General features: G+C 45.5%; 19 protein-coding genes. 15 read left to right on the top strand and 4 right to left on the bottom strand.

Annotation, left to right across the window (positions count from 1 at the left end):
- Nucleotides 1-4 precede the first annotated feature (4 nt).
- A complete protein-coding gene (locus A2621_03705) occupies nt 5-1825 on the top strand; it encodes a glutamine--fructose-6-phosphate aminotransferase (protein OFW89958.1) in 1821 nt (606 codons plus the stop codon).
- 32 nt (nt 1826-1857) lie between these two features.
- Entirely contained in the window at nt 1858-2982 is a 1125-nt protein-coding gene (locus A2621_03700) for a hypothetical protein (protein ID OFW89957.1), read from the top strand.
- 77 nt (nt 2983-3059) lie between these two features.
- Here A2621_03700 and A2621_03695 read toward each other — a convergent pair whose 3' ends face one another.
- On the bottom strand, nt 3060-3185 hold the full coding sequence (locus A2621_03695; GenBank protein OFW90139.1) for a 50S ribosomal protein L36: 126 nt from the start codon (nt 3183-3185) through the stop codon (nt 3060-3062).
- Nucleotides 3186-3250: 65 nt separating this feature from the next.
- Nucleotides 3251-4477, bottom strand: coding sequence for a hypothetical protein (locus tag A2621_03690; GenBank protein OFW89956.1), 1227 nt, complete (start codon nt 4475-4477; stop codon nt 3251-3253).
- A 160-nt stretch (nt 4478-4637) separates the two neighbouring features.
- Between A2621_03690 and A2621_03685 the strand changes: the two genes are divergently transcribed.
- On the top strand, nt 4638-4919 hold the full coding sequence (locus tag A2621_03685) for a hypothetical protein (protein ID OFW89955.1): 282 nt from the start codon (nt 4638-4640) through the stop codon (nt 4917-4919).
- 6 nt (nt 4920-4925) lie between these two features.
- Entirely contained in the window at nt 4926-5954 is a 1029-nt protein-coding gene (locus A2621_03680; GenBank protein ID OFW89954.1) for a hypothetical protein, read from the top strand.
- Here the strand turns inward: A2621_03680 and A2621_03675 are convergent.
- A complete protein-coding gene (locus tag A2621_03675) occupies nt 5951-6694 on the bottom strand; it encodes a 3-deoxy-manno-octulosonate cytidylyltransferase (GenBank protein OFW89953.1) in 744 nt (247 codons plus the stop codon). The genes A2621_03680 and A2621_03675 overlap by 4 nt on opposite strands.
- A gap of 40 nt (nt 6695-6734) precedes the next feature.
- On the opposite strand from A2621_03675, the gene A2621_03670 reads away from it, so the two are divergent.
- The 11 genes from A2621_03670 (at nt 6735) to A2621_03620 (ending at nt 21040) form a co-directional block, all read left to right on the top strand.
- Nucleotides 6735-8534, top strand: a complete 1800-nt coding sequence (locus tag A2621_03670; GenBank protein OFW89952.1) for a hypothetical protein — start codon at nt 6735-6737, stop codon at nt 8532-8534.
- A gap of 1 nt (nt 8535) precedes the next feature.
- Nucleotides 8536-9603 (top strand): microcin ABC transporter permease, encoded by a 1068-nt coding sequence (locus A2621_03665; GenBank protein OFW89951.1) that lies wholly within the window; start codon nt 8536-8538, stop codon nt 9601-9603.
- Nucleotides 9604-10638 (top strand): ABC transporter permease, encoded by a 1035-nt coding sequence (locus tag A2621_03660; protein ID OFW89950.1) that lies wholly within the window; start codon nt 9604-9606, stop codon nt 10636-10638. It begins immediately after the preceding gene.
- Nucleotides 10635-12245 (top strand): microcin ABC transporter ATP-binding protein, encoded by a 1611-nt coding sequence (locus tag A2621_03655; GenBank protein ID OFW89949.1) that lies wholly within the window; start codon nt 10635-10637, stop codon nt 12243-12245. The genes A2621_03660 and A2621_03655 overlap by 4 nt, the downstream gene beginning before the upstream one ends.
- Before the next feature lie 51 nt (nt 12246-12296).
- Nucleotides 12297-12848, top strand: a complete 552-nt coding sequence (locus tag A2621_03650; protein OFW89948.1) for a hypothetical protein — start codon at nt 12297-12299, stop codon at nt 12846-12848.
- Nucleotides 12849-12912: 64 nt separating this feature from the next.
- Nucleotides 12913-13710 (top strand): hypothetical protein, encoded by a 798-nt coding sequence (locus tag A2621_03645; protein OFW89947.1) that lies wholly within the window; start codon nt 12913-12915, stop codon nt 13708-13710.
- A gap of 4 nt (nt 13711-13714) precedes the next feature.
- Nucleotides 13715-14359 carry a guanylate kinase gene (locus tag A2621_03640; protein OFW89946.1) on the top strand — a complete coding sequence of 215 codons (645 nt, stop codon included), beginning with the start codon at nt 13715-13717 and terminating at the stop codon, nt 14357-14359.
- 7 nt (nt 14360-14366) lie between these two features.
- On the top strand, nt 14367-15674 hold the full coding sequence (locus A2621_03635) for a proline--tRNA ligase (protein OFW89945.1): 1308 nt from the start codon (nt 14367-14369) through the stop codon (nt 15672-15674).
- Complete coding sequence (locus tag A2621_03630; protein OFW89944.1) at nt 15671-16915, top strand: hypothetical protein; 1245 nt, start codon at nt 15671-15673, stop codon at nt 16913-16915. Before A2621_03635 ends, A2621_03630 begins: the two co-directional genes overlap by 4 nt.
- Nucleotides 16908-17591 (top strand): hypothetical protein, encoded by a 684-nt coding sequence (locus A2621_03625; protein OFW89943.1) that lies wholly within the window; start codon nt 16908-16910, stop codon nt 17589-17591. The genes A2621_03630 and A2621_03625 overlap by 8 nt, the downstream gene beginning before the upstream one ends.
- The gene (locus A2621_03620; protein OFW89942.1) at nt 17588-21040 is read left to right on the top strand and encodes a DNA polymerase III subunit alpha; all 3453 of its coding nucleotides are present in this window, start codon (nt 17588-17590) and stop codon (nt 21038-21040) included. Before A2621_03625 ends, A2621_03620 begins: the two co-directional genes overlap by 4 nt.
- Before the next feature lie 11 nt (nt 21041-21051).
- Here the strand turns inward: A2621_03620 and A2621_03615 are convergent, their stop codons facing one another.
- On the bottom strand, nt 21052-22476 hold the full coding sequence (locus A2621_03615; protein OFW89941.1) for an antibiotic ABC transporter ATP-binding protein: 1425 nt from the start codon (nt 22474-22476) through the stop codon (nt 21052-21054).
- Nucleotides 22477-22968 lie beyond the last annotated feature (492 nt).

The following is a 22968-nucleotide window of genomic DNA, read 5'->3' as shown; positions in this document are numbered from 1 at the left end:
TTTTATGTGCGGCATCATTGGTATCGTGGGGAAAAAAAATGTGGTATCTCGGCTGCTCTCTGGGCTCAGAACCCTCGAGTACAGAGGATATGACTCATCCGGTATTGCGGTGCTGGATCAAGGACAGATCCAAGTGCGTCGAGCGGAAGGAAAGATTGCTATTCTTGAGGCTTTGCTGCAGAGAGATCCCATTGAGGGATTGACGGGCATTGGGCATACCAGGTGGGCGACCCATGGGGTACCGTCAGAGAGAAATGCCCATCCCCATGTCACAAAAGACGTGGCCATTGTTCATAATGGGATCATCGAAAACCATCAACCGTTGAAAGAAGTTCTTCTTCAACAGGGGGCTGTTTTTCACTCAGAAACAGATTCAGAAGTGGTGGCGCATCTGGTGACGAGTTTTCTGAAAGTAGGCCGCACTCCCCAAGAAGCAGCTTCCCTTTCTTTTGAGAAATTAGAAGGGGCTTTCGCCCTTGTCATGATTTTCCGAAATCACAATGATTTAATTATTTGTGGACGTCGGGGCAGCCCCCTGGCTTTAGGTGTTGGAAAAGGAGAGATGTATGTGGGGTCTGATGCCTTGGCGCTCTCCGCTTTGACCCAAACCTTAGTCTATTTAGACGAAGGGGATTGGGCGGTTGTGCGCAAAGAGGGATATGACATTTACGACCACCGTAATCAGGCTGTGATACGCCCTCAAACTCTCTCCGCGGTGCGGGAAGATCACGGGTACAAAGGGGCGTACCCACACCATATGTTGAAAGAGATTTACGAGCAGCCCGCTGTGGTGAAAAAGATTCTCGACACGTACGTGGAGGCGGAGCGTCAGGAAATCAGACTTCCCTTCGAGATAGAGTGGGCATCGCTGCCGGCCATCACCATTGTGGCGTGTGGTACATCTTACTATGCGGGTCTTGTGGCACAGAACTGGATTGAGCGCCATGCGTCTTTACCGGTGCGGGTGGAAATTGCCTCTGAATTTCGGTATCGTCAACCACCTTTACCTACAGGGGGACTCACCATTGCGCTCTCTCAGTCTGGCGAGACAGCAGATACATTAGCGGCTCTGCGATATGCCAGGTCGAAGGGTCAAAAGATCCTCAGTCTCGTGAATGTGCCGGAAAGTTCGATCGCCCGTGAATCTGATTATGTTTTGAATCTTTTGGCAGGCCCTGAGATTGGGGTGGCGTCTACAAAAGCATTTGTGGCACAGCTTATGGTTTTGTCTTGTCTTTTTTTGGTATTATCCAAAGAAAAGGGACATTTGGAAAAAAAGGGTTATCAGGATCTTATAAAAAATATGCGTCATATCCCCTCGTATGTGGAGGCGCTCTTAGATCGGCAAGCTGATATTGATCGGGCGGCCCATTTCTTAAAAGGAAAAAGAAGCATCCTGTATCTTGGGCGTGGAGCGTTCTATCCCATTGCCATGGAGGGCGCTTTGAAAATGAAAGAGCTTTCTTATTTGCATGCGGAGGGGGCACCCAGCGGTGAATTGAAGCATGGCCCCATTGCGTTGATTGATGAAAATACCCCCATCGTTTTCTTGTTACCACCTGATGAATTGAAAGAAAAAAATCAGTCAAATTTAGAAGAAGTCATTGCTCGGAAGGGGAAAGTTTTATTGTTTGGGGATGCTGCTTGTGTTAAAACTTTTGCCAAGAAGGTGTACGACGGTTTTGAGATGCCAGAAATGGCCTCAGTTTTCCTCCCCATTCTCTACACCATTCCGATTCAGTTGTTGGCCTATAAGACAGCGGTCTTGGAAGGAAATGATGTGGATCAACCAAGAAATCTCGCAAAGTCTGTCACCGTCGAATAGCCTTCGTTTAATTGTTTTGAAGAGGTGTGGACATGCGTATTTTTTCAATCTTTTACCTACTCATTTGTTTATGTTTATCAACCTTCGCAGGGAAACCTGTGGATGTTTTGCTCTGTGCCTATGATACAGGGGATTCGAACATTATGAAGCGACTCCTTCCTGAGATTACAAAAAATAATATGACCTATGCTATTACTGCTTTTGGACGGGGGGTGGATATTTTTAAGGATGAAAAGATGCTCCATATTCTGAAGAGCGGAAGTTTGGAAAATCGGGGACAATTGTTATCAGAAACAGACATACGATCAGTACAAAAAGAATTTGAGCCCAAGATTGTATTGGCGGGTATGGCCTCTGCTGGGCAAGCACAGGTTTTAAATGCCTTCCCCAAATCACAACAAGTGGCCATCTACGATAATTTCGATCCACCAGAAGGCAAAGAATTTATCCAGCCTTTTGTGAAAACGGTGGGGCCAATTCACCTTTATATGGTCTGCGCAGTTTTTCTGGTGGCCCCTTTCCAGGATCTTTTCAAAGGCACTCCGGTGGAGGCCGTGGGTCAGCCCGCTTTGGAAGAGTGGAGGGATGTCTTTGAATCCACTGACCGGACAAAACTAAGAAAAGATCTTGGCTTGGAAATGAATCAAAAAGTGATCGTTTTTGCGGGAGGTACAGATGATACCTATAAGAAAAATCTTGATATCTTTGTCAGGACAGTGGCTCGTCATCCTCATTGGAAAGTTTTCGTTACCTATCATCCGAAGACAGATGGAAGTGTAGAGCGGGCTGCAGTTAAGGACGCGAACGCGAGGAATATTAAAGTGAGTAATGACATCAAGACAAACAGTTTGGCGACCATCGCAGATGTCTTGGTCTGTCACAAGTCCTCTGTTTGTCAGCAAGCCTTTTCTGTGGGAGTGTCCTGTGTTTATGTAGCTGGCAAGGAATATCATAATTTTTTAACGGATCAAAAATTGGTGATCCGAGTAGAAACAGAAGATCAACTTGAAAAATATTTGACGCAAAAGATGCTGGGGCAACCCAAGCTATGGGCGACGCGTTTGAAAGAGAACCAAGAAATCATGACAGCCGCGGGTATACCATCTCAGGCATCAGAAGGTATTGTGTCCCGATTAAAAAGGTTGATGGAGGCATAAGTCTCTTTCCCTCCAGCCAATAAAAAACCCGGCTAAAGTTTAGTCGGGTTTTTGCTAGCCATACGCTGTTCGCTTAGTTATCCTTGGCGGGCCTTAAAGCGAGGGTTGGCTTTATTAATAACGTAAATACGACCCTTGCGACGCACAACGCGGCAGTTTTTGTCACGCTTTCTAAGGGTTTTAAGGGAACTAACTATTTTCATTTTCAAAAACTCTAAACATTTATATTCAAAAGGGAGCCCATTAGTATCAATATCCTGTTGGTTTGTCAAGCCTGGACAGAAGCTCTTAAGAGAGATAGTTTCTCATATCCTAAGATAAGCTCTCCCCACAATCCATTTTCCAAGTTGGGGGTGGTATTGCTATGAAAGAGAGTTTTCATTTCTCTAAAAGCCCAATCTTGTTGCTGCATGCCCTGAATAATTTGAATCATTTCAGATCCAGATTTTCCTGGATACAGAGCGACCGCAAGATCGGCCATTTTTTTATAGGCCATTGCCTTCGTAGCCCTTGCCGTCTCGATTCCCTCATCCATTGAACGGTCACGGTTTAGATAATATGAACCGCGCAAGCAAGCATTCACATAGTTAGACAATTCTTCAAGAAAGAACATCTCATATTTTTCTTCCAGAGAAGGTATTGCGGCATAGTTTGTCCCTTTTTGAGAGTCGATTTGTGTGTAATCAATGGTTGTTTTTAATTCCTGGGCTTGAGCAATCATTTTTTGAAATCGCTGTTCCATGGGGTCGCGGAAAAGGGCCACTTCTTTTTGACGATAACGCTCTGTCCCAAATTCATGGAGAGCACACCATCCGCTGGCTTTAGCCACATCATCCCAGAAACGAAGAGATTCCGTGAGAGGGGTCCCTATTAGGAACTGATAGCTGAGCTTCGCCGCGTTTACTATCCTCTTTGCCCTTTCCACTACAGGAAGGCCATCCTCTTCAGTACTTTTTACTGCTTCAACATCAGCGTCTGAGGAGATGGAGAAGGTTTTGAACCCAGATCCTGTATAATAATCTAAAATAGACTTTAGCCCTGTTCTCAAGAGGGGTAGAGAGGAGTTAAGTGGGTCTCCAGAGGCCAAATAAGAAAGACTGAGGCCAAATTGGAAAAAAGGTCTTTCCTCTGAGGACAAAGAAGGGTGGTATGATGTGCCCTCTAGAGCAGCACATATGCTTGCAGCCATTATGTGACTATTTGAAAATTGACGTTCGTATATGATTTCCATAGCTTTTAAGGCGTCTAAAGAGGTTTCTTCCCCAATAACTCCTCTGATTTTTTCAAGGAGATCAGATGGAAGAATATTACGAGTCGCGAGATCTGAAAGAACTTCAGAATCTTCATGGAGAGCTTTTTTGCCTAGGGTTGAAATCATCTTCAACTGTGCTTCTCTAGATTGCTCATCACAAGATTGGGAGATCTCTGCAGATGCCGCATAAGATAAAGGGGCCAGAGTTGCGAAGGCTAACAAAAGGGGGTATATAAATTTCATTGTCTTAAATATTCCTATAAAATTAAGTACTACATTGATATATATGTTCTTTTTCTTCTTTTCAAGAGCTAAGAAAGTAAATACTTAAACTTATCTATAGAAGAAAATTGTATTTTAAGATAAAATTTTTATAAAAGATCAGAAAAAACAAAGAAAAACAATGATACATATTTTACTCAGCTTGCTTTTATTGATAACACTCAGTGGTTGTGATGGGGAAGAGCAAAAAGTACCTCGCGAAAAGCCCTTTGCTGTTTACCACGAAAATCCCATTGTGGCCTATTGCGGAGAAGATTGCAGCCGGTGCCATCAAAGCCAAGAAGAGTGCTTGCGATTATTGCAAGAAAATTTGCCCATTCTTTGTGACAATACAAAGCAAAACTGCTATGATCTCTGGGTGCACTATGCCGCGCGTTGTCGGCGGGTATGTTCCAATCATTAAAGACTCATGAATCCACTGATTGAAAAATTTCAGAGACAAGGAACGGGGACCATTCTCGTCACTGGCGCTGCAGGGTTTGTGGGATTTCATACCGCTCATCGTCTCTTAAGTTTGGGCAAGACTGTCCTGGGGGTGGATTCTCTCTCTGACTATTATGACGTCTCCTTGAAAGAAGCCCGCGTGGTGGAGCTTCAGAAAACCTTTGGTCCCTCGTTTCATTTTGTGAAAGCCGAAATTCAAAACCGAGAAAAGATGCTCGATGTCTGGCGCCAAGCGAACCCCAAAATCACCCATGTGGTGCATTTGGCAGCCCAAGCGGGGGTGCGACACTCCTTAACCGATCCTTACAGTTATGTGGATACCAATGTGATGGGTAATGTGGTGTTGCTTGAGCTCGCACGCCACCAGAAAGGAATTGAAAACTTTGTATATGCCAGTACTTCGTCTGTGTATGGGTCGAATACTAAGCTGCCTTTTTCCGAAGAAGACCCCACCGATTCGCCCATGGCTGTGTATGCGGCCACAAAAAAATGTGATGAGTTGCTGAGCCAAGCCTACGCCCACCTTTTTAGACTCCCTGTTATTGGGCTCAGATTTTTCAGCGTGTATGGCCCGTGGGGGCGCCCAGACATGGCTTTGTTTATCTTCACGAAAAACATCCTGGAAGGCAAACCCATTACTGTCTTTAATGGAGGGCACATGCAGCGAGACTTTACGTACGTCTCTGACATCGTGGAAGGCATTGTGGCAGCCCTATCCAATCCCATCAAGGATGACGGAAAAAATCCCCCCCACCGGATTTACAATCTAGGGAATGGCAACATGGAAGATTTGAATGCGTATATCGCCTTCATCGAAAAATATGTGGGGAAGAAAGCCACCATTAAGTACACAGGCATGCAACCGGGGGATATCTCGGCGTCTCTGTCTGACATTTCACGGGCCCAAAAAGAACTCGGCTTTGAACCCAAAGTGCGTATCGAAGAAGGCGTTCGCCACTTCGTGGATTGGTACAAAACCTATTACGGCGTTTAGCTCCAGTTCAGTCTTCTCAGAAGATCTTCCGTCTTTTGAATGTCACTCGGATGATCCACCCCAAAAACTGTAGAGTCCGTTAAATGGATGCCAAAGGTATAACCAGCTTCAAGCGCTCGCAATTGTTCAAGAGATTCTTGCTTTTCCAGGGGGGAGGGAGGTCTACTCACAAAGTCTGCCAAGACGTCTCGGTTAAAGGCATAAATACCCACATGGTGGTACATTTTATTGTGGCCCGAGGAAACCGGTTGTCGTGTAAAGTAGAAGGCTTGACCCATGTCATCCTTCAGATTGCCAATGATGGCTTTCACCACGTTGGGGCTGGTGCGTTCTTCTTCGGTGTGAATGGGGGATGCCAGGGTAGAAATATCCATTTTCTGACCCACCAAGGCCTTCAATACTTTTTTAACATCATCCGGATGAATGGCAGGTAGGTCTCCTTGAAGATTAATGACCACGCCATGTTTTTTCTGGGGGTCATAAACATCTGCACCTGCATGAACGCGGTCTGTACCGGAGGGAAGCTCGGGTGGGGTAATCACGGCAATCCCACCAGCGGCCTCGATCAAATCTTTTATCTCATTGGAACAGCAAGCCACCACAACGGGGCCTATGTCAGCCTTGATGGCTTGTTCCCACACCCGTAAAATCATGGGCTTCCCGTGGATCAGGGCAAGGGGTTTCCGATTGAACCGTTGAGCATCTAACCGGCTCGGAATAACGATAAGGGGTGTTGTCATGATTGTGGACCTCTGAAAAAATCTGTATAGGGATTAAACTATGTTTTATAAAATACTCATTCTTCTTTTTTTGCTGCCTTCCTTCTTGTCATCTGTCTGGGGGCAAGCCCAATCGAGTTCTCACTATGTCTCGTTACGTGGCATGGGTCAACCCAAGTATAAACAAAATTTTTCTCATTTTGCCTATGCAAACCCTGAGGCACCCAAAGGAGGCCATCTTAATCTCTCCACATCACGTCGGTTCAACGGGTTTAATCCCTATGTGGATGTGGGCGTCACTGTGCCTGAGATGGAGTTAACTTTTGCCACGCTCATGAAGCCGGCGCGGGACAATCTGGAAGCCTCTTATCCTTACCTCGCCCAATCAGTCATGACGGATCCAGCCCATGGGTTTGTTGTTTTTTCTTTAAGAAAAGAAGCCACTTTCCATAATGGAGATCCCATCACCGCGGAAGATGTGGCGTTCTCTTTCAATCTGCTCAAAAAAGAAGGTAAACTGTCTTTTCGCTCTTTGTTTCAACAGGTGGCAAAGGTTGAGATCTTAGATCCCTGCACTCTTAAATTTGTTTTTCAAGGGCCTAACCGAGATTTGGCCTATCATTTGGGATCTTTTCCGGTGTTCTCTAAAAAGTCTTTAGAGGGAAAACAGTGGCAGAAGGAACCTCTCTTAGTAGGGAGCGGTCCCTATAAAATTCAGTCCTCTGATTTGGGCAAGTTTATTCTTTACGAACGTGTACGACCATGGTGGGGGGAGAAAGCGCCTTGTAACAAGGGATTTTATAATTTCGACACGCTGAAGGTGACGTACTATGCTGATTCACGTGTGGGGTTTGAAGCTTTTAAAAAAGGTCTGATCGACTGGTGGAGGGATGAACGGATCAGCAATTGGCATCAAGGGTATGATTTCGCCGCGGCTGAGCGGGGTGAGGTGATGAAGGTTGCCTTTGACAAACCGTTTTATCATGGACTCACAGGGATTTTTATCAATACGCGCCGACCCTATTTATCGGATGGGCGGATCCGGAAAGCGCTCACCCTTTTGTTTGATTTTGAATGGCTCAATAAAGCGCGGTTCTTTCATTCTTATAAAAGAAACACCAGTATTTTTATGAATTCAGGGTATGGAGCCCCCCAGAAAATGAGTGTGGCAGAAAGAAACCTTTGCCGTCAATATTCTCCCTCTTCATTGCCCCAGGGATTAAAGGACTGTTCTTATTCATCGAACAAAATGGGTCCATTCATGGAACGAGATCGGTTTCGTCAAGCCCTCGACCTTTTTAAGGAAGCGGGATGGGTTTTGAAAAAAGGGAAGTTAGTGTCCCAAGAGACGGGCCAACCCATGGTTTTGGATTTGGTTGTGTATACATCGGGGCAGGTGGCTCTATTCCAGGATTTTCTGCACAATTTACAGAAAGTGGGTATAGAGGCCTCCATTACCATCAGTGATTGGTCTGGGCATACGTGTCGTCTGCGCACTTTGGATTTTGACCTGGTATTACATTTCCACCCGCATGTGGTCATCCCTGGACCAGAACAAGAGCTCTTTTGGTCGAGCAAATGGGCAGCGAGTCCTTCCACACTGAATTTGTCTGGGGTCCAAGATCCCCTTGTGGATGATCTTGTCACACAGATTAAAACAGCCAAAAATCTGGCAACTCTCAAGACTTATACGGCTTTACTAGATCGTATTATCGGGTTAGGGTATTATCTAATTCCGGGGTGGTGCCCTCAAAAGAGCTATTTGGCCTATTGGAGAAAACTAAACGTGTTACCAAAAGATGCAAGTTTATACGATACAGATACGTGGTGGGTGAAGGCCCTAGAGAAAAAAGGTCTCTGAGATGATGCCTTACGTTTTTCGCCGATTGTTTTTGGTATTCCCCACCTTGTTTTTTATTCTGCTGATTAATTTCTTTCTTGTGCAAATTACACCGGGGGGCCCCATTGATCAGATGATCGCCAAAGCAAGTGGCATGGTAGAAGGAAGGCTGTCAGACAACTTGATCGATTCGGGGGCAGACTCTTCCTCCTCCTATCGAGGGGCGAGAGGATTACCCCAAGAGTTTATTCAAGAATTAGAAAAACAGTATGGCTTTGATAAGCCGCCCCTAGAGCGATTCTTTTTGATGGTGAAAAGCTATTTAACCTTTGATTTTGGGAGCAGTTATTTTCGCCAGATTTCTGTGTGGGAGCTTATCAAAGAAAAACTGCCCGTTTCTTTGTCTTTGGGATTTTGGTCAACGCTTTTAATTTATCTCATCTCCATTCCTTTGGGTGTGTTCAAAGCCGTTCGAGACGGGAGTCGATTTGATACAATCTCAAGTATTGTGATGGTGTTCTTATACGCTATTCCCAGTTTTTTATTTGCCTTGCTCTTGATCATTCTGTTGGCTGGGGGATCTTATCTAGATTGGTTTCCTTTGCGAGGGCTTTCTTCTGATGACTGGGAGTCTCTGACCTTTTTTCACAAAATTACAGATTATTTGTGGCACTTGTGCTTGCCCATCGTGTCCATCGTTATTTGTGGGCTTGCAAGTGTTACCTTGCTGACAAAAAACTCATTTATTGAAGAGATTCAAAAACAATATGTGATTACAGCGCGGTCAAAGGGGTTGGATCGGAAAGCAATTCTTTACAACCACATTTTTCGTAATGCCATGCTGCCTTTGGTGGCACGGTTTCCCAGTGCCTTCATTACCATCTTTTTCACCAGTAATTTATTAATCGAAATTATTTTTTCTTTAGATGGTTTGGGGTTTTTGGGGTTTGAAGCCGCTGTGAATCGAGACTATCCGGTGATGTTTGGGACTCTTTACATTTTTACGCTGTTGAGCCTCTGTCTACATGTGGTTGGAGATCTTCTTTACAGTATCATTGACCCGCGCATTAATTTTGAAAAAGAGGATTAAATGACCCCCTCCATCTTCTCAGAAAAATATCAAAAATTCATTTCAAAAAAGAGAAGTGTCTATGCGCTTTATTTTTTCCTGGGTACCTTTTTAATCAGTTTAGGGGCAGAACTCATCGCCAATGATAAACCTCTCTTTGTTTGGTATAAGCATAAAGCTTACTTTCCCTTGGTTGTTAATTACTCCGAGCAAGAATTCGGGGGGACGTTTGTCACGGCAGCGAATTATCGTGATCCTTTTGTGAAAAAGTTAATCAAAGAAGACGGATGGATGATATGGCCTTTGATTCCCTATAGTTACAACACGGTCAATTATGATTTGACAGCGCCGGTACCCTCTCCCCCGTCCCAAGAAAACTGGTTGGGGACAGATGATCAAGGACGGGATTTATTAGCACGCCTTATTTATGGTTACCGATTTTCCATTATTTTTGGGTTAACAGTGACGCTTATTAGTGTGACCATCGGGTTTTTTATGGGGGCGATTCAGGGGTATTTTGGGGGGTATGTGGATCTCACATTGCAGCGATTTACAGAAGTGTGGTCGGGATTGCCCCTTATCTTCCTGCTCATTACGGTGTCAGCTTTATTTCGATTGAATTTTGCCGTTTTAGTCTTTGTCATTTCGGCGTTCAAATGGATGCTGGTTGTCCCTATTGTGCGGGCTGAGTTTTTGAAAGCGCGTCATTTAGATTATGTAAAGGCTGCCCGCATTATGGGGGTTAAACCTTTTCCCATTATTTTCCGACACATTCTTCCCAATGTATTATCGGCCCCGCTGACCCTTGTGCCCTTCCTTCTGATTGCGTCCATCACGTTGCTGGCCACCATTGATTTTCTAGGGTTTGTCCCTACTTTTGGCCCCCCGTCTTTGGGAGAAATTTTGAATCAGGGGAAGAATAATCTCTATGCTCCCTGGATTGGGATTACGGGATTTGTGGCACTTACCATATTGTTAACTTCCTTAATTTTTGTGGGGGAGGGGATTCGAGATGCTTTTCGTCTCTATCAATCCCAGGGTGAGACAATCCTGTGACTAGAAAAAGATCCCCTTTACTGTCTGTGAAAGATCTGAGCGTTGCCTTTCGAAGTGCCCCTCAAGCGCAAGGTGTTGTTGTGGATCGAGTTTCCTTTGATGTTGGGGCAGGAGAATCAGTCGCCATTGTGGGGGAAAGTGGCTCGGGAAAATCGCTAACAGCTCTCTCTATTATTCGATTGCTCCCCTATCCTGAAGCCTACCATCCCTCGGGAGAGATTATTTTCAAGGGCATTGATGTTGGACGGGCGTCTGGGGAGGAACTCAGATCTTTAAGAAATAGAAAAATTGGGTTTGTGTTTCAAGATCCCTTAACGTCGCTTAATCCCTTGCATACGGTGGGGGATCAAATTAAGGAGGTTCTGACTTTGCATCAACAGATGACGAAGGTTCAGGCTTTTAAAGAAACTTTAAACCTTTTACACATTGTGCAGCTGCAGGATCCAGAGAAGCAAATAAATGCTTACCCCTTCCAACTGTCCGGGGGGGAGAGGCAACGGGTCATGATTGCCATTGCCATTGCGAACAAGCCAGACCTATTAATTGCTGACGAACCCACCACGGCGTTAGATGTGACTATTCAAGCCCAAATTCTTTCCATCCTAAAAGATTTGCAACAAAAGTTTGGCATGTCTTTGTTGATGATCAGCCACGATTTAACGGTGGTAAAAAAAGTGGCTGATCGTGTGCTTGTTATGCATCGCGGAAAAATTGTGGAGTCAGGGACAGCCCAAAAAATATTCAAATCTCCCAAAGATCCATACACTCAGAAATTATTGAATGCTGTTCCTAAGGGAATTATGTCGGATCAAGACAAGAAGCGTCCCCTACTTTTAAAGGCACGAGATGTCAGTGTGTCTTTCCCGCGCCCGCGGGTGTCCTTCTTTAAAAAAGGTCCCGATTTTCAGGCCGTTAAAAAAGTAAGTTTTGAGGTGGGAGTCGGCGAAACATTGGGGCTGGTGGGAGAAAGTGGCTCGGGGAAATCCACGTTGGCGTTTGCTGTGGTGAGGTTGTATAAATTTTTAGGAGACATAACTTTTCAAGAACACTCTCTCCAGGCCTTGGGGCAAAGGGAGATCCGACCGCTTCGAAAAGATCTACAGCTCGTGTTTCAAGATCCCTACAGCTCTTTGAATCCTAAAATGACAGTAGAACAAATTGTACAAGAGGGGTTACGGTCGTATCGTCGGGATTTAACTCTCCAAGAAGTCACAGAAAAAATTGTGCAAGCACTTGCTGATGTTCAATTATCAGAAGATTTTTTAAAGCGTTATCCTCACGAGCTTTCGGGGGGGCAGCGCCAACGGGTGGCCATTGCGAGAGCTCTGATTTTAAAACCAAAGCTTATTGTGTTGGATGAACCCACTTCTTCTTTGGATTTGTCCATTCAAACCCACATTTTATCCATCTTGAAAGACCTTCAGAAAAAATACCAAACTTCATATTTGTTTATTAGTCACGATCTTCGGGTCATTAAATCCATTAGTCACCGAGTTATTGTGATGAAGAGAGGAAAAATCATAGAGCAAGGCACAGCCAAAGAAATTTTCTCTAAACCCCAGACAACGTATACGAAAGAATTGATTAAGGCGGCATTTGTGGACTAATCCTCTTGCGATGGGGAGGACTCTAGGGCAGTATACTAGAGGAGGTTGGTTATGCAGTTTTTTCATCGGTTCATTTTATTTTTTAGCCTTTGTTTTACCCTTTTGTTCACTCTAGGGGATGTTTTTGCTGGACAAATGCCCCTGCCTTCTTTCTCTGCAGGGAAGGCAGCTCCGTTGCCGCCCGCGGAAAATCTTGATATGGACATGGGCGATGAAGAAGATATGGGAGAGGACTGGATGGATGAGGGGGGAGAGGACGATCGTCCACCACTACAAGTAGCCATGCCGCCGCAAGCTGCCCCAATGGTTTCTCAACCTCCAGCACAAAAGATGCTGACTCAACCTAGGGGCACCCCTTCTAGACGACCAGGATTTCAGCAAAAGAAAGGGATGGAAGCTCCAGAGAAAATTGTAGCGCCTTCGTCAGATACTATGGATGAAAAGGGGCTAGACTTTTTATCGGATGATGGTGCTCCATTGCCTCCACCCGCCGCCCAACTTCCTCCCCGAGACTATCCCCCTCGGTTAAAGGAGTTGCAGTTTGGCCAAACGGATTGGAACCAAATGGATTTGCACAGTATTGTAGAGGGGCGACGTTCTTAGGCGAGAGGAAAAAATCTCTTTAAATTTTCTTTACTTTTGAGGTAGACTCTCTTAGTTTTTCTATATGACCCATTTATCCGTTCCTATTTTAAAAGCCCATTGTCTTAAATCCGTTAAGCACGGATTCCTGACCCGTCAGGGGGGGGTTAGTACTGGACCTTATGAGTCTTTAAACTGTAGTTTTCGGGAAAATAGAGATCAAAAAGGACGTGATGGTAAAGAAAACGTTGTTGAAAATCGGAAACGCGCCGTAGAGGCAGTGGGCCTAGAGTATAAGAATCTATGTACCTTAAGCCAGGTGCACAGCAATAAGGTGGTGATTTTAGAGCGAGTTCCGGCAACGCTACCGGAGGCAGATGGGGTCGTGACGACATCGACGCATCTTGTGTTAGGAATTCAAACGGCGGATTGTGTGCCGGTGTTGTTTTTGGATGCGACCCACGGGGTGATTGGAGCGGCCCATGCGGGATGGCGAGGGGCGCTCGCGGGCATCGTGCAAAATACGGTCAAGGCCATGGAAAAGTGTGGTGCAAAAGCGCATTCTATTTCAGCGGCGGTTGGGCCTTGCATCAATCAAGAGTCTTATGAGGTGGGGGCAGAAGTTTATAATGCCTTTATGGATCAGTCCGACGACAATGCTCAATTCTTTGTGCCTCAAGAATCTCCGGAAAAATTTTTGTTTGATCTTCCCGGGTATGTGGAGCATCAACTAGCAACCTTGAAAATAGGGCATAGTGAACGGTTGCCTTATTGTACCTACGAACAAGAAGATCTTTTTTTTAGTTGCCGTCGATCGGCGCATAAAAAGGAAAAAGATTTTGGGGTGCATTTGTCCCTTATTTCTTTAGAGTCAGCTGAATGATCCCATGTTTGATATTATAGAAAAAACAGAGATTAAACACAAAGGGATTGCGTTGATCTTGTCGTCGCCGTCGGGTGCGGGCAAGTCGTCTGTTTCCCACGCATTGATGGAAAGGAACCCTAATTTTTCCCTGTCCATTTCCGTCACAACGCGCCCGTCTCGGCCAGGAGAGGAAGAGGGAAAGCACTACCATTTCAAAACCCAAAAAGAGTTTGATGATCTATTGGAAAAAGAGGCGTTCTTAGAATGGGCCAAAGTATTTGGAAACCAGTATGGAACCTTGAGGCAGCCCGTGGAGGAAGCCCTGCATGCCGGGCGGGATATTATCTTTGATATTGACTGGCAAGGCACGCAGCAGCTCTGCCAAAGCATTCGGCCGGACGTAGTCTCTATTTTCTTGTTGCCGCCCTCTTTAAAAGAGCTGGAAACCCGGCTTTACAAGCGAGCCCAAGATCACGAGTATATTATTATGGATCGGATGACCAAAGCCATTGATGAAATCAGCCACTGGCCTGAGTATGACTATGTGCTGATCAATGATCAGTTTGAAACAACGGTGGATCAAATTCTAAAAATCGTCTCCTCTGAAAAATTACGCCGCCGCCGACAGGTCGGATTAGAGAAATTTATCAAAACTCTTGTTGAGTAACCAAATTATGAAATTATCCCAGTATTTTTTACCGACCCTTAAAGAAAACCCCAGTGAGGCGCAGGTGACGTCCCATCGCTTGATGCTGCGCGCAGGGATGATCTGCCAAGATACGGTGGGCATTTATTCGTGGTTGCCCTTTGGGTTAAAGGTGCTGCAAAAAGTGGAGCAGGTGATCCGAGAAGAACAAGATAAAATTGGCTGCCAAGAGGTGCTCATGCCCCTTCTGCAAAACCGGGATTTGTGGAGAGAGAGCGGCCGGGATGATGCCTACGGCAAAGAAATGCTGCGTCTTCAAGATCGTCATGAGCGGGAGATGGTTTTTGCTCCGTCCTCAGAAGAAGTGGTGCATGACTTGTTCCGCCGTCATTTGCAGAGTTATAAAGATCTGCCCAAGTGTTTGTATCAAATCCATTGGAAGTTTCGCGATGAAGTGCGCCCTCGGTTTGGGATTATGCGGGGTCGTGAATTCCTGATGAAGGATGGCTATTCCTTTGACTTGGATGCAAAGGCAGCGCGCGAGACCTATAAAAGCATTTTAAGATCTTATTTGCGTATTTTTAAACGATTGGGTTTAGTGGTTTTGCCCATGCGGGCGGATACAGGTCCCATTGGAGGGGATCTGAGTCATGAATTCCATGTGATTGCCCAAACCGGGGAAAGCGGCGTTTTTTATGATAAAAAATACGATCTGCTGAAAGAAAACATAGAATCCATAGATGTGGAAGATCTGCTGCAGCTCTATGCCAGCACGGATGAGCTGCATGATCCCTCCAATTGCCCTATTTCCAAGGAAGATTTAAAAGAGGCGCGTGGGATCGAGGTAGGGCATATCTTCTATTATGGAGACAAATACACAAAGGCCATGAATATCACCGTTATGGGGCCAGAAGGTATGCCCGTTTATCCGGAAGGAGGATGCTACGGGATCGGTGTCTCTCGTGTGGTGGGGGCCATGATCGAAGCAAGTCATGATGAGCGAGGCATTGTTTGGCCTGAATCCGTTTCTCCTTTTCTGGTCGGCCTCATTAACGTCAAAGTGAAAGATCCGGCTGTTTCCCTATTGTGTGAAGATTTGTATACTCAACTGATGCGAGTGGGCATTTCTGTGCTCTACGATGATCGAGACGAGGGGGCTGGATCAAAGTTTTCCAATATGGATCTCATCGGGTTGCCGTGGCAGATGATTATTGGGCCTCGGAGTTTGCTCAACAAAACGGTGGAGCTCAAAAACCGTCGAACGGGTCACGTTCACGAGGTGTCTGTAGATACTGTTTTGTCATTTCTTAAAGACGCGCTAAGATCTGTTCTATGATGAGATTTGAATGGATTATAATCCGTCGTTACCTTTGGCCACGACGGGCAGAAAGCTTTCTGAAAGTTATTAATGTTTTTTCTCTTTTGGGTATCACCTTAGGGGTTGCCACTCTCATTGTGGTGATGTCGGTGATGAATGGGTTTCGTCATGAATTGCTGTCAAAAATTCTGGAATTCAATAGCCATTTAACGGTCACAGATCAAGAAACGTCCTTTCAAGATTATGAAACTCTCCTGCCGAAGATGAGGGAACTTCAAGAAGTGAAACAAGTGATCCCCGTCATTGAAGGGCAGGGGATGTTTTCTTTCCAAGGACAATCTTGGGGTGTGATGATCAGAGCCATGCCCTATGATCAGCTGAGCTCTCGATCTATTCTGACAAAAAAGAATCTTATGGGGGAGTTTACCTCTTTCCAAGGCAATGAAAATGTTATTGCCGTAGGCATGCGCCTCGCGGAAAAAGCAAAGCTTAAGGTAGGAGATGTGGTAACGATCACCATCCCAGAGGGGCACGTGACACCTCTCGGGCGCATGCCGCGCATCCAATCTTTTAAAGTGGCTGCCATTTATGAATCAGGGGTTTTCGAATATGATAGTACGGTGGCATTCCTTCCTTTTCAAACAGCGCAAAGCTTCTTTCAAAAAGGAAAAGGGATTAGTCATTTTGAATTTTTTTTAGACGATCCCTATAGAACAGATCTTGTTATTGAGACAGTACAGGATATTATTCGACGTCCTTCAAAATATTTAACGTGGGTACAAGCAAATGCCAGCTTTTTTGAAGTGATACAAATCGAGCGGAACGTCATGTTTATCATCCTGAGCTTGATTATTTTGATCGCTGTTTTTAACATCGTGTCGAGTTTGATTATTCTGGTGAAAGATAAAACCCAAGATATTGCTATTTTAAAAACTTTGGGAGCGAGTTCGTCAAGCATCATGCGCATTTTTGCAGGGGTGGGAACCTCTTTAGGCGTGATGGGCACCGGGTTGGGGGTTTTGTTAGGTATCATCGTCGCTTTAAATTTAGAGTCCATTCGGCAAGCCCTCCAATGGATGACGAATACCACCTTGTTTAACCAAGAATTCTATTTTTTGACAGAACTTCCTGTGCATATGGAGATAGGACAAATTGTGGGGATTGCCCTTATGAGTCTTAGCTTTTCAGTTGTGGCGACGTTATATCCTGCGTGGAAAGCCTCAAAACTTAATCCCGTTGAGGCTTTGCGATATGAATAATGCTTCTGTCCGCTTAGAAAATGTTCATAAAAAGTTCTCAGAAGGATCTTCTTTTGTTCATATCATAAGGGGGATCACTCTCACTCTCTATCCGGGTGAAATGGTAGGGTTGGTGGGTGAGTCAGGTGTGGGCAAGTCAACCTTGCTTCACCTCATTGGATTGCTGGACTCTCTGACCTCGGGTGAGATTTCCATAGACGGGAAAAAGTTAGGGCAAGCCTCCGAAAAAGAAAAAACAAAGTTTCGGTGTTTGCATGTTGGGTTTGTGTATCAAAAACATTATTTGCTTTCAGAGTTTACGGTTTTAGAGAATGTAATGATGCCTTTGTTGGTGCAAGGAGTTGCAGAATCTGTGGCCAAAGCGCGAGCGCTTGACATGCTAGACAAGGTTTTGTTGTCTCATCGGGTGAATTATCCTATTACAAAACTTTCAGGAGGAGAGCAACAAAGAGCCTCCGTCGCGCGGGCCTTGGTAAAAAAACCCACCATTTTACTCGCGGATGAACCCACGGGAAATTTGGATCATGAAACAGGAGAACAGGTCTTTTCCCTCTTTGTGACCTTGGCTAAAGAACAAAATGTGACAACTCTGATGGTGACGCATAATTTGATGTTAATGGGCAAAATGGACCGCGTTCTTGTTTTAGAGAACGGATTGGTAAAGGAAAGAGCATGACATCTCTGTCCCCTTCCTCCTTTGTTCATTTGAGACTTCATACAGGCTATTCTTTATTGGAAGGGGCGTTAAAAATCCCTCAAGTGGTGGAGCTTTGCCTTAAACATAAGATGCCGGCAGTGGCGATGACAGACACCAACAACATGTTTGGGGCCCTCGAGTTTGCGATGGCGTGTGCCAAAAACAAGATTCAGCCTATCTTGGGGTTGGAAATAGGGCTCACGTTACCAGCCTTTAAAGATCGGATGGATTTCCCCCCTCTTGTATTGCTTGCCAAGAATAAAGAAGGATACCAACATCTGATTAAACTGATAAGCCAGGTTTATGCGGAGTTGCCGTCGCGGCATCTGCCCCATGTCACGTTGGCGGACCTCTCTCGGTATTCAAGTGGACTCATTGTCTTGTCAGGAGCGGCCACAGGGCCCATAGGGTCTTTGTTCTTAAGGAATAAAATAGAAGAGGCACAGAAACTCATTCAATCTTTCAAAGATATTTTTGGGGATCGATTTTACATGGAAATTCAGCGCCATGGTCTGGAAATTGAAGACAAAACGGAGACCTTTTTTTTGGAAGAAGCTTATGCCCACCATATCCCCTTAGTGGCTACCAATAATTGCTTCTTTGCCGATGCAGCTATGTACGAAGCTCATGATGCGTTGCTGTGTGTGGCCGGGGGGTCTTATGTGAATGAAGAAAATCGACGTCGAGAATCTCCCCATCATTTTTTTAAGTCGTCTAGGGACATGGCTGATTTATTTCAGGATTTACCCGAAGCGCTGCAGAATACGCTGGCCATTGTGGAGCGGTGCTCTTTTATGCCAGAGCCCGCGTCCAAGCCCTTGTTGCCTCCATTTTCAAGCGACTCTGGGAAAGATGAAGCAGAAGAGTTACAGAGTCAGGCAGAGCAGGGGTTAGAAGATCGTCTTCTCCATAAAAATATCTCAGAGGTTGAAAGGAAAAAGCTAATCCAGACTTACCAAGAACGTTTGGATTATGAGATTGGCGTTATTGTTCAGATGGGGTTTGCAGGCTACTTTTTAATTGTGTCTGATTTTATTAAGTGGGCAAAATCTCAAAAAATCCCGGTGGGCCCCGGACGTGGGTCGGGGGCAGGGTCATTGGTGGCATGGTCTTTGATGATCACAGACATTGATCCTATCGAATTTGATCTGATTTTTGAGCGATTTTTGAACCCAGAACGTGTCTCCATGCCCGACTTTGATATCGATTTTTGTCAAGATCGTCGTGACGAAGTGATCCATTATGTCCAACAAAGATATGGGGCCGAAAAGGTGGCGCATATCATCACCTTTGGAACTCTGCAAGCCCGGGCCGTGCTCAGAGATGTGGGCCGTGTTTTGCAAATGCCCTATCCTCAGGTAGATCGTATCTGTAAATTAGTGCCCTTTACGCCCGCAAGCCCCTGTACGTTGCAAGAAGCCATCAATCAAGAGCCTCTCTTACGAGAGATGCGGCGCAGCGATGAATCGGTGGCCAAGCTCATGGATATCGCCTTAAAACTGGAAGGGCTTTATCGGCATGCCTCTACCCATGCGGCGGGCATGATTATCGGAGATCGTCCGTTGGATGAGGAAGTGCCTTTGTATCGTGATCCAAAATCAGATATTTTGGCGACTCAGTTTAGCATGAAGTTTGTGGAATTGGCTGGCTTGGTCAAGTTTGACTTCTTGGGATTAAAGACCTTAACCATTTTAGAAAATGCGGCCCAAATGGCACGGGATCAAGGGCATGAGGTGGAAATTTCTAAACTGCCGCTCACAGATGAAAAAACCTTTGCCTTGCTCAGACGGGCGGAAACAGTGGGCATCTTCCAGCTGGAAGGCCAGGGCATGCGCGATGTGCTGCGGCGCTTAAAGCCAGAGCAGTTTGAAGAGTTGATAGATCTGAATGCTTTGTATCGTCCTGGCCCCATGGACGATATCCCTCGGTATCTTGCCTGCAAGCATGGTGAGAAAGAGGTGTCTTATTTGCACCCAGCCCTCGAACCTATTCTAAAAGTCACACATGGGGTGATGGTGTATCAAGAACAAGTGATGCAAATTGCCCAAGTATTGGGAGGATATACCTTGGGAGGGGCAGATTTATTGCGCCGGGCTATGGGTAAAAAGATTAAATCGGAAATGGATGCCCAGCGGGAAATATTTACCGAGGGGGCCATTAAGAAAGGGGTGGATCGGGGGGTGGCGTCCCAGATTTTTGATCAGATGGCCAAGTTTGCTGGCTATGGGTTTAACAAGTCTCACTCGGCACCTTATGCGCTTGTTTCGTATCAAACTGCCTATATGAAAGCCAATTTTCCCCACGAATTTATGGCGGCGACCATGACGTATGATATGCATAACACAGATAAGCTGGCGGTGTATCATCAAGAACTGAAGGAGAGGGGGATCCGGTTGTTGCCTCCAGATATTAATCGATCATCCGCTACCTTTGCGGTAGAGATTGATGCAGAGACTCAAGAAAAATCCATCCGATATGCCCTCGGCGCCTTAAAGAATGTGGGGACTCAAGCCATGGAAGTGGTGACAGAAGAGCGTGCCAAAAATGGATTATTTAAAAACATAGATGATTTTTTAAGTCGCTTTAACACCAGGGTTTTAAATAAGAGACAGTTAGAGCACTTGATTGCGGCCGGGGCCTTTGATTCTCTCAGTGGGAACCGTCGCGCTTTGTATGAATCGGTGGAGGCCATGGTGCGGCATGCCAATACGGCGTCGTCCAAGACGGAAAGCTTGCAAACGGTTTTGTTTGCCCATGAGTCGGAGGTGGACCGGTTTACACTGCCCCAAGTAGCAGAGTGGCCCATTTTGGACCGATTGAATAAGGAAGCGGAAGCTGTTGGCTTTTATTTATCTGCCCACCCTCTGCAAGCGTATAGCGCTGATGTCCTAGAGCACCTTAAGGTTATCAAAAGCTTGGATCTGGAAACTCATCCGGGAGCCATAGCTAGCTTGGTGGGCTTGCCCGTGTCTTTCAAACTAAAAACCTCCAAGAAGGGGAATCGCTTTGCCTTCATAGGTTTCTCGGATGCTTACGGGAATTATGAAGCCTTGGTATTTTCAGATAAATTAGACCATGCGCGAGCATGTGTGGAAAAGGGGGACCCTCTTTTTGTGCAAGCGTTGTTGAAGCGGGACGATCAAGGCATGTTGCGCTTGACGATTAATGATCTTACTCCTTTGGAACAGTTGGTATCTTCTCTTGAATATGGGATCTCTCTCCATTTCGAAACCTTGAGAGGCATGGAAGAGTTGAAGAATTTTTTGTCCCAGAGAACGGGTGGAAAAATAGGGATAAAGCTCTTTATCAAACAGAATCTTGGCCAGTTGGAAGTAACGTTGCCAGATCGATATCAATTGTCTCAGGAAGACAGAGAGTGGCTTAAAAGTTTGGCGGGGATCCGTCTTGAAGAAACAGTTTGTTCTTAAGTTGTTATATCTCATGGGGTTAACCTTCCCTCCATTATAGTGTAAACGGCGTCTATCTGAATACTTTCCAACAGGTCTTCATCATGGGAAATAATGAGAAGAGCCCCCGGATAAGCCCTTAAGACCTGGACCATATGATTGCGGGTGTCCAGATCTAGGTTATTCGTCGGCTCGTCTAAAGTTAAAATCCTAGGTGTTTGAGCAGCAATGTGGGCGAGGGAAAGACGCGCTTTTTCCCCGCCAGATAAAGTGGAGACCAAAGCATTCACCTCTTCATTTTTTCGGAATAAAAAATCATTGAGATGCGCGCGAACTTCCGCGTGAGACCAAGAGGGGGCTAACGTATGAATGGCATCAAAAACAGTATGATTCGGTTGCAGCGTCTCATAATGTTGATCCAAATATCCCATCTCTTCTCGGTTGGATATAGTCCATGTTCCTGTCCGAGTCACTTCTTTTTGGGTGAGGATAGCCTTAATCAAGGTAGACTTGCCCGATCCATTATCCCCTCGGATGGCAATGCGTTCTCCACTTCTCACCGAAAGATTAATCTCTGTTAAAATAGGATGTTCCCCATACCCCACAGTCCCTTCAGTGATGTGAAGGAGGGTTTTTCCGTGAGCTTCTCCCACCTTCAAAGAAAATTTGGGCATAATGATCTCGGGAAGACGCAGGGTGGCAAGCTGATCTAAGAGGTCGTTTCTTCGGTGGGTAAGGGTGCTTTTTTTACGACCCGATGTTTCTGCTGCTCGTTTGGCTTTTTCATTGGACACAATGGTGGGCCATTTTCTGTTCCGAATGCTTTTTTGCCCTCGCGCCTGGCTTTTCTTCGCGCGTTGTTGTTCCTTCATGAAGGCATGGTGAAGCTCTTTCTTTTGCCGATCTAGCCGAGAAAGCTCTTCTTCAATGGAAGCTCTCTTTACTCCCATCTCCCGCTGATAATCATCATAATTACCGGAAAACACGTGGACTCGCCCGTTATCAATATGCCATAGGGTATCCACAAATCGGAGGATATCCACGTCATGGGAGGCAATGATCAAGGTGCATTGATAGGAATGGAACATACGCAAGAGAGAGCGACGGTTATGGACGTCTAAATGATTCGTTGGTTCATCCAAAAGGAGAACATTGGGATCTTGGCTCAAGACTTGGGTGAGGGTGGCTTGAAACCGCTCACTGCCGCTGAGGTCTTGGAATCCCTGGATGATCTGGGGTACAAAGCCCAGACGAACATCTTCAGGTCGATGAACAGTCCCGCTAGTAGGCTCGACTTGACCTTGAATTATCCTAAGGAGGGAGGATTTTCCACTGCCATTGCAGCCCATAAGGGCAATGCGACTGCCAGGGCTGATTTGGGAACTAAATCCCTCGAAGCAGGTTTTATTGGGCAAAGAAAAGCATAGATTATTTAGGTGGAGGGGCTTGTGTAACATGAAAATCTCTCAAGATAAATTTAATGACGGGTATCCCTGGAGCAGGATGCCTTTCAGCTAAACGATACTTTAAGAAATAACTTTCATAACACGGGCCTCAATTCTGAATTGGTTGTCCTCTTCTGACCTATAGTATGGGGAGGCCAGAGTGTCAAGAGGTGTATACCTCAATCATCCAATCGAACTTCATCATATAAAGACAGTGGTGTTATTCTAGCGTCTGACGAATCAAGCTATGTGACAGGATCAGAATTCACCATCGATGGGGGTATTTTAGCGGGATCTGCGGCCTCTCCTACCCAATAGGCCATGCAAAAACTGCATGATAAATTGGACTAAAATGATCTACTTTTTTGCGTAAAAATATCTATATTAGGGACTGAAGCGAGAAATTGCTTCACAAGTTTGCCGAAAGGCTAAACCCTTCTAGGCGCAAGGCCTAGAGCTAAGAGTTTTCTCTTAGTTACGTCTCCCAGACGTAAGCCTCCCTGT

The organism is Alphaproteobacteria bacterium RIFCSPHIGHO2_01_FULL_41_14 (assembly GCA_001767855.1).
GTDB lineage: Bacteria > Pseudomonadota > Alphaproteobacteria > UBA7879 > UBA5542 > 2-01-FULL-41-14.
The sequence above is the reverse complement of the archived record's forward strand: the minus strand, read 5'-3'. Positions and strand labels throughout refer to the sequence as shown.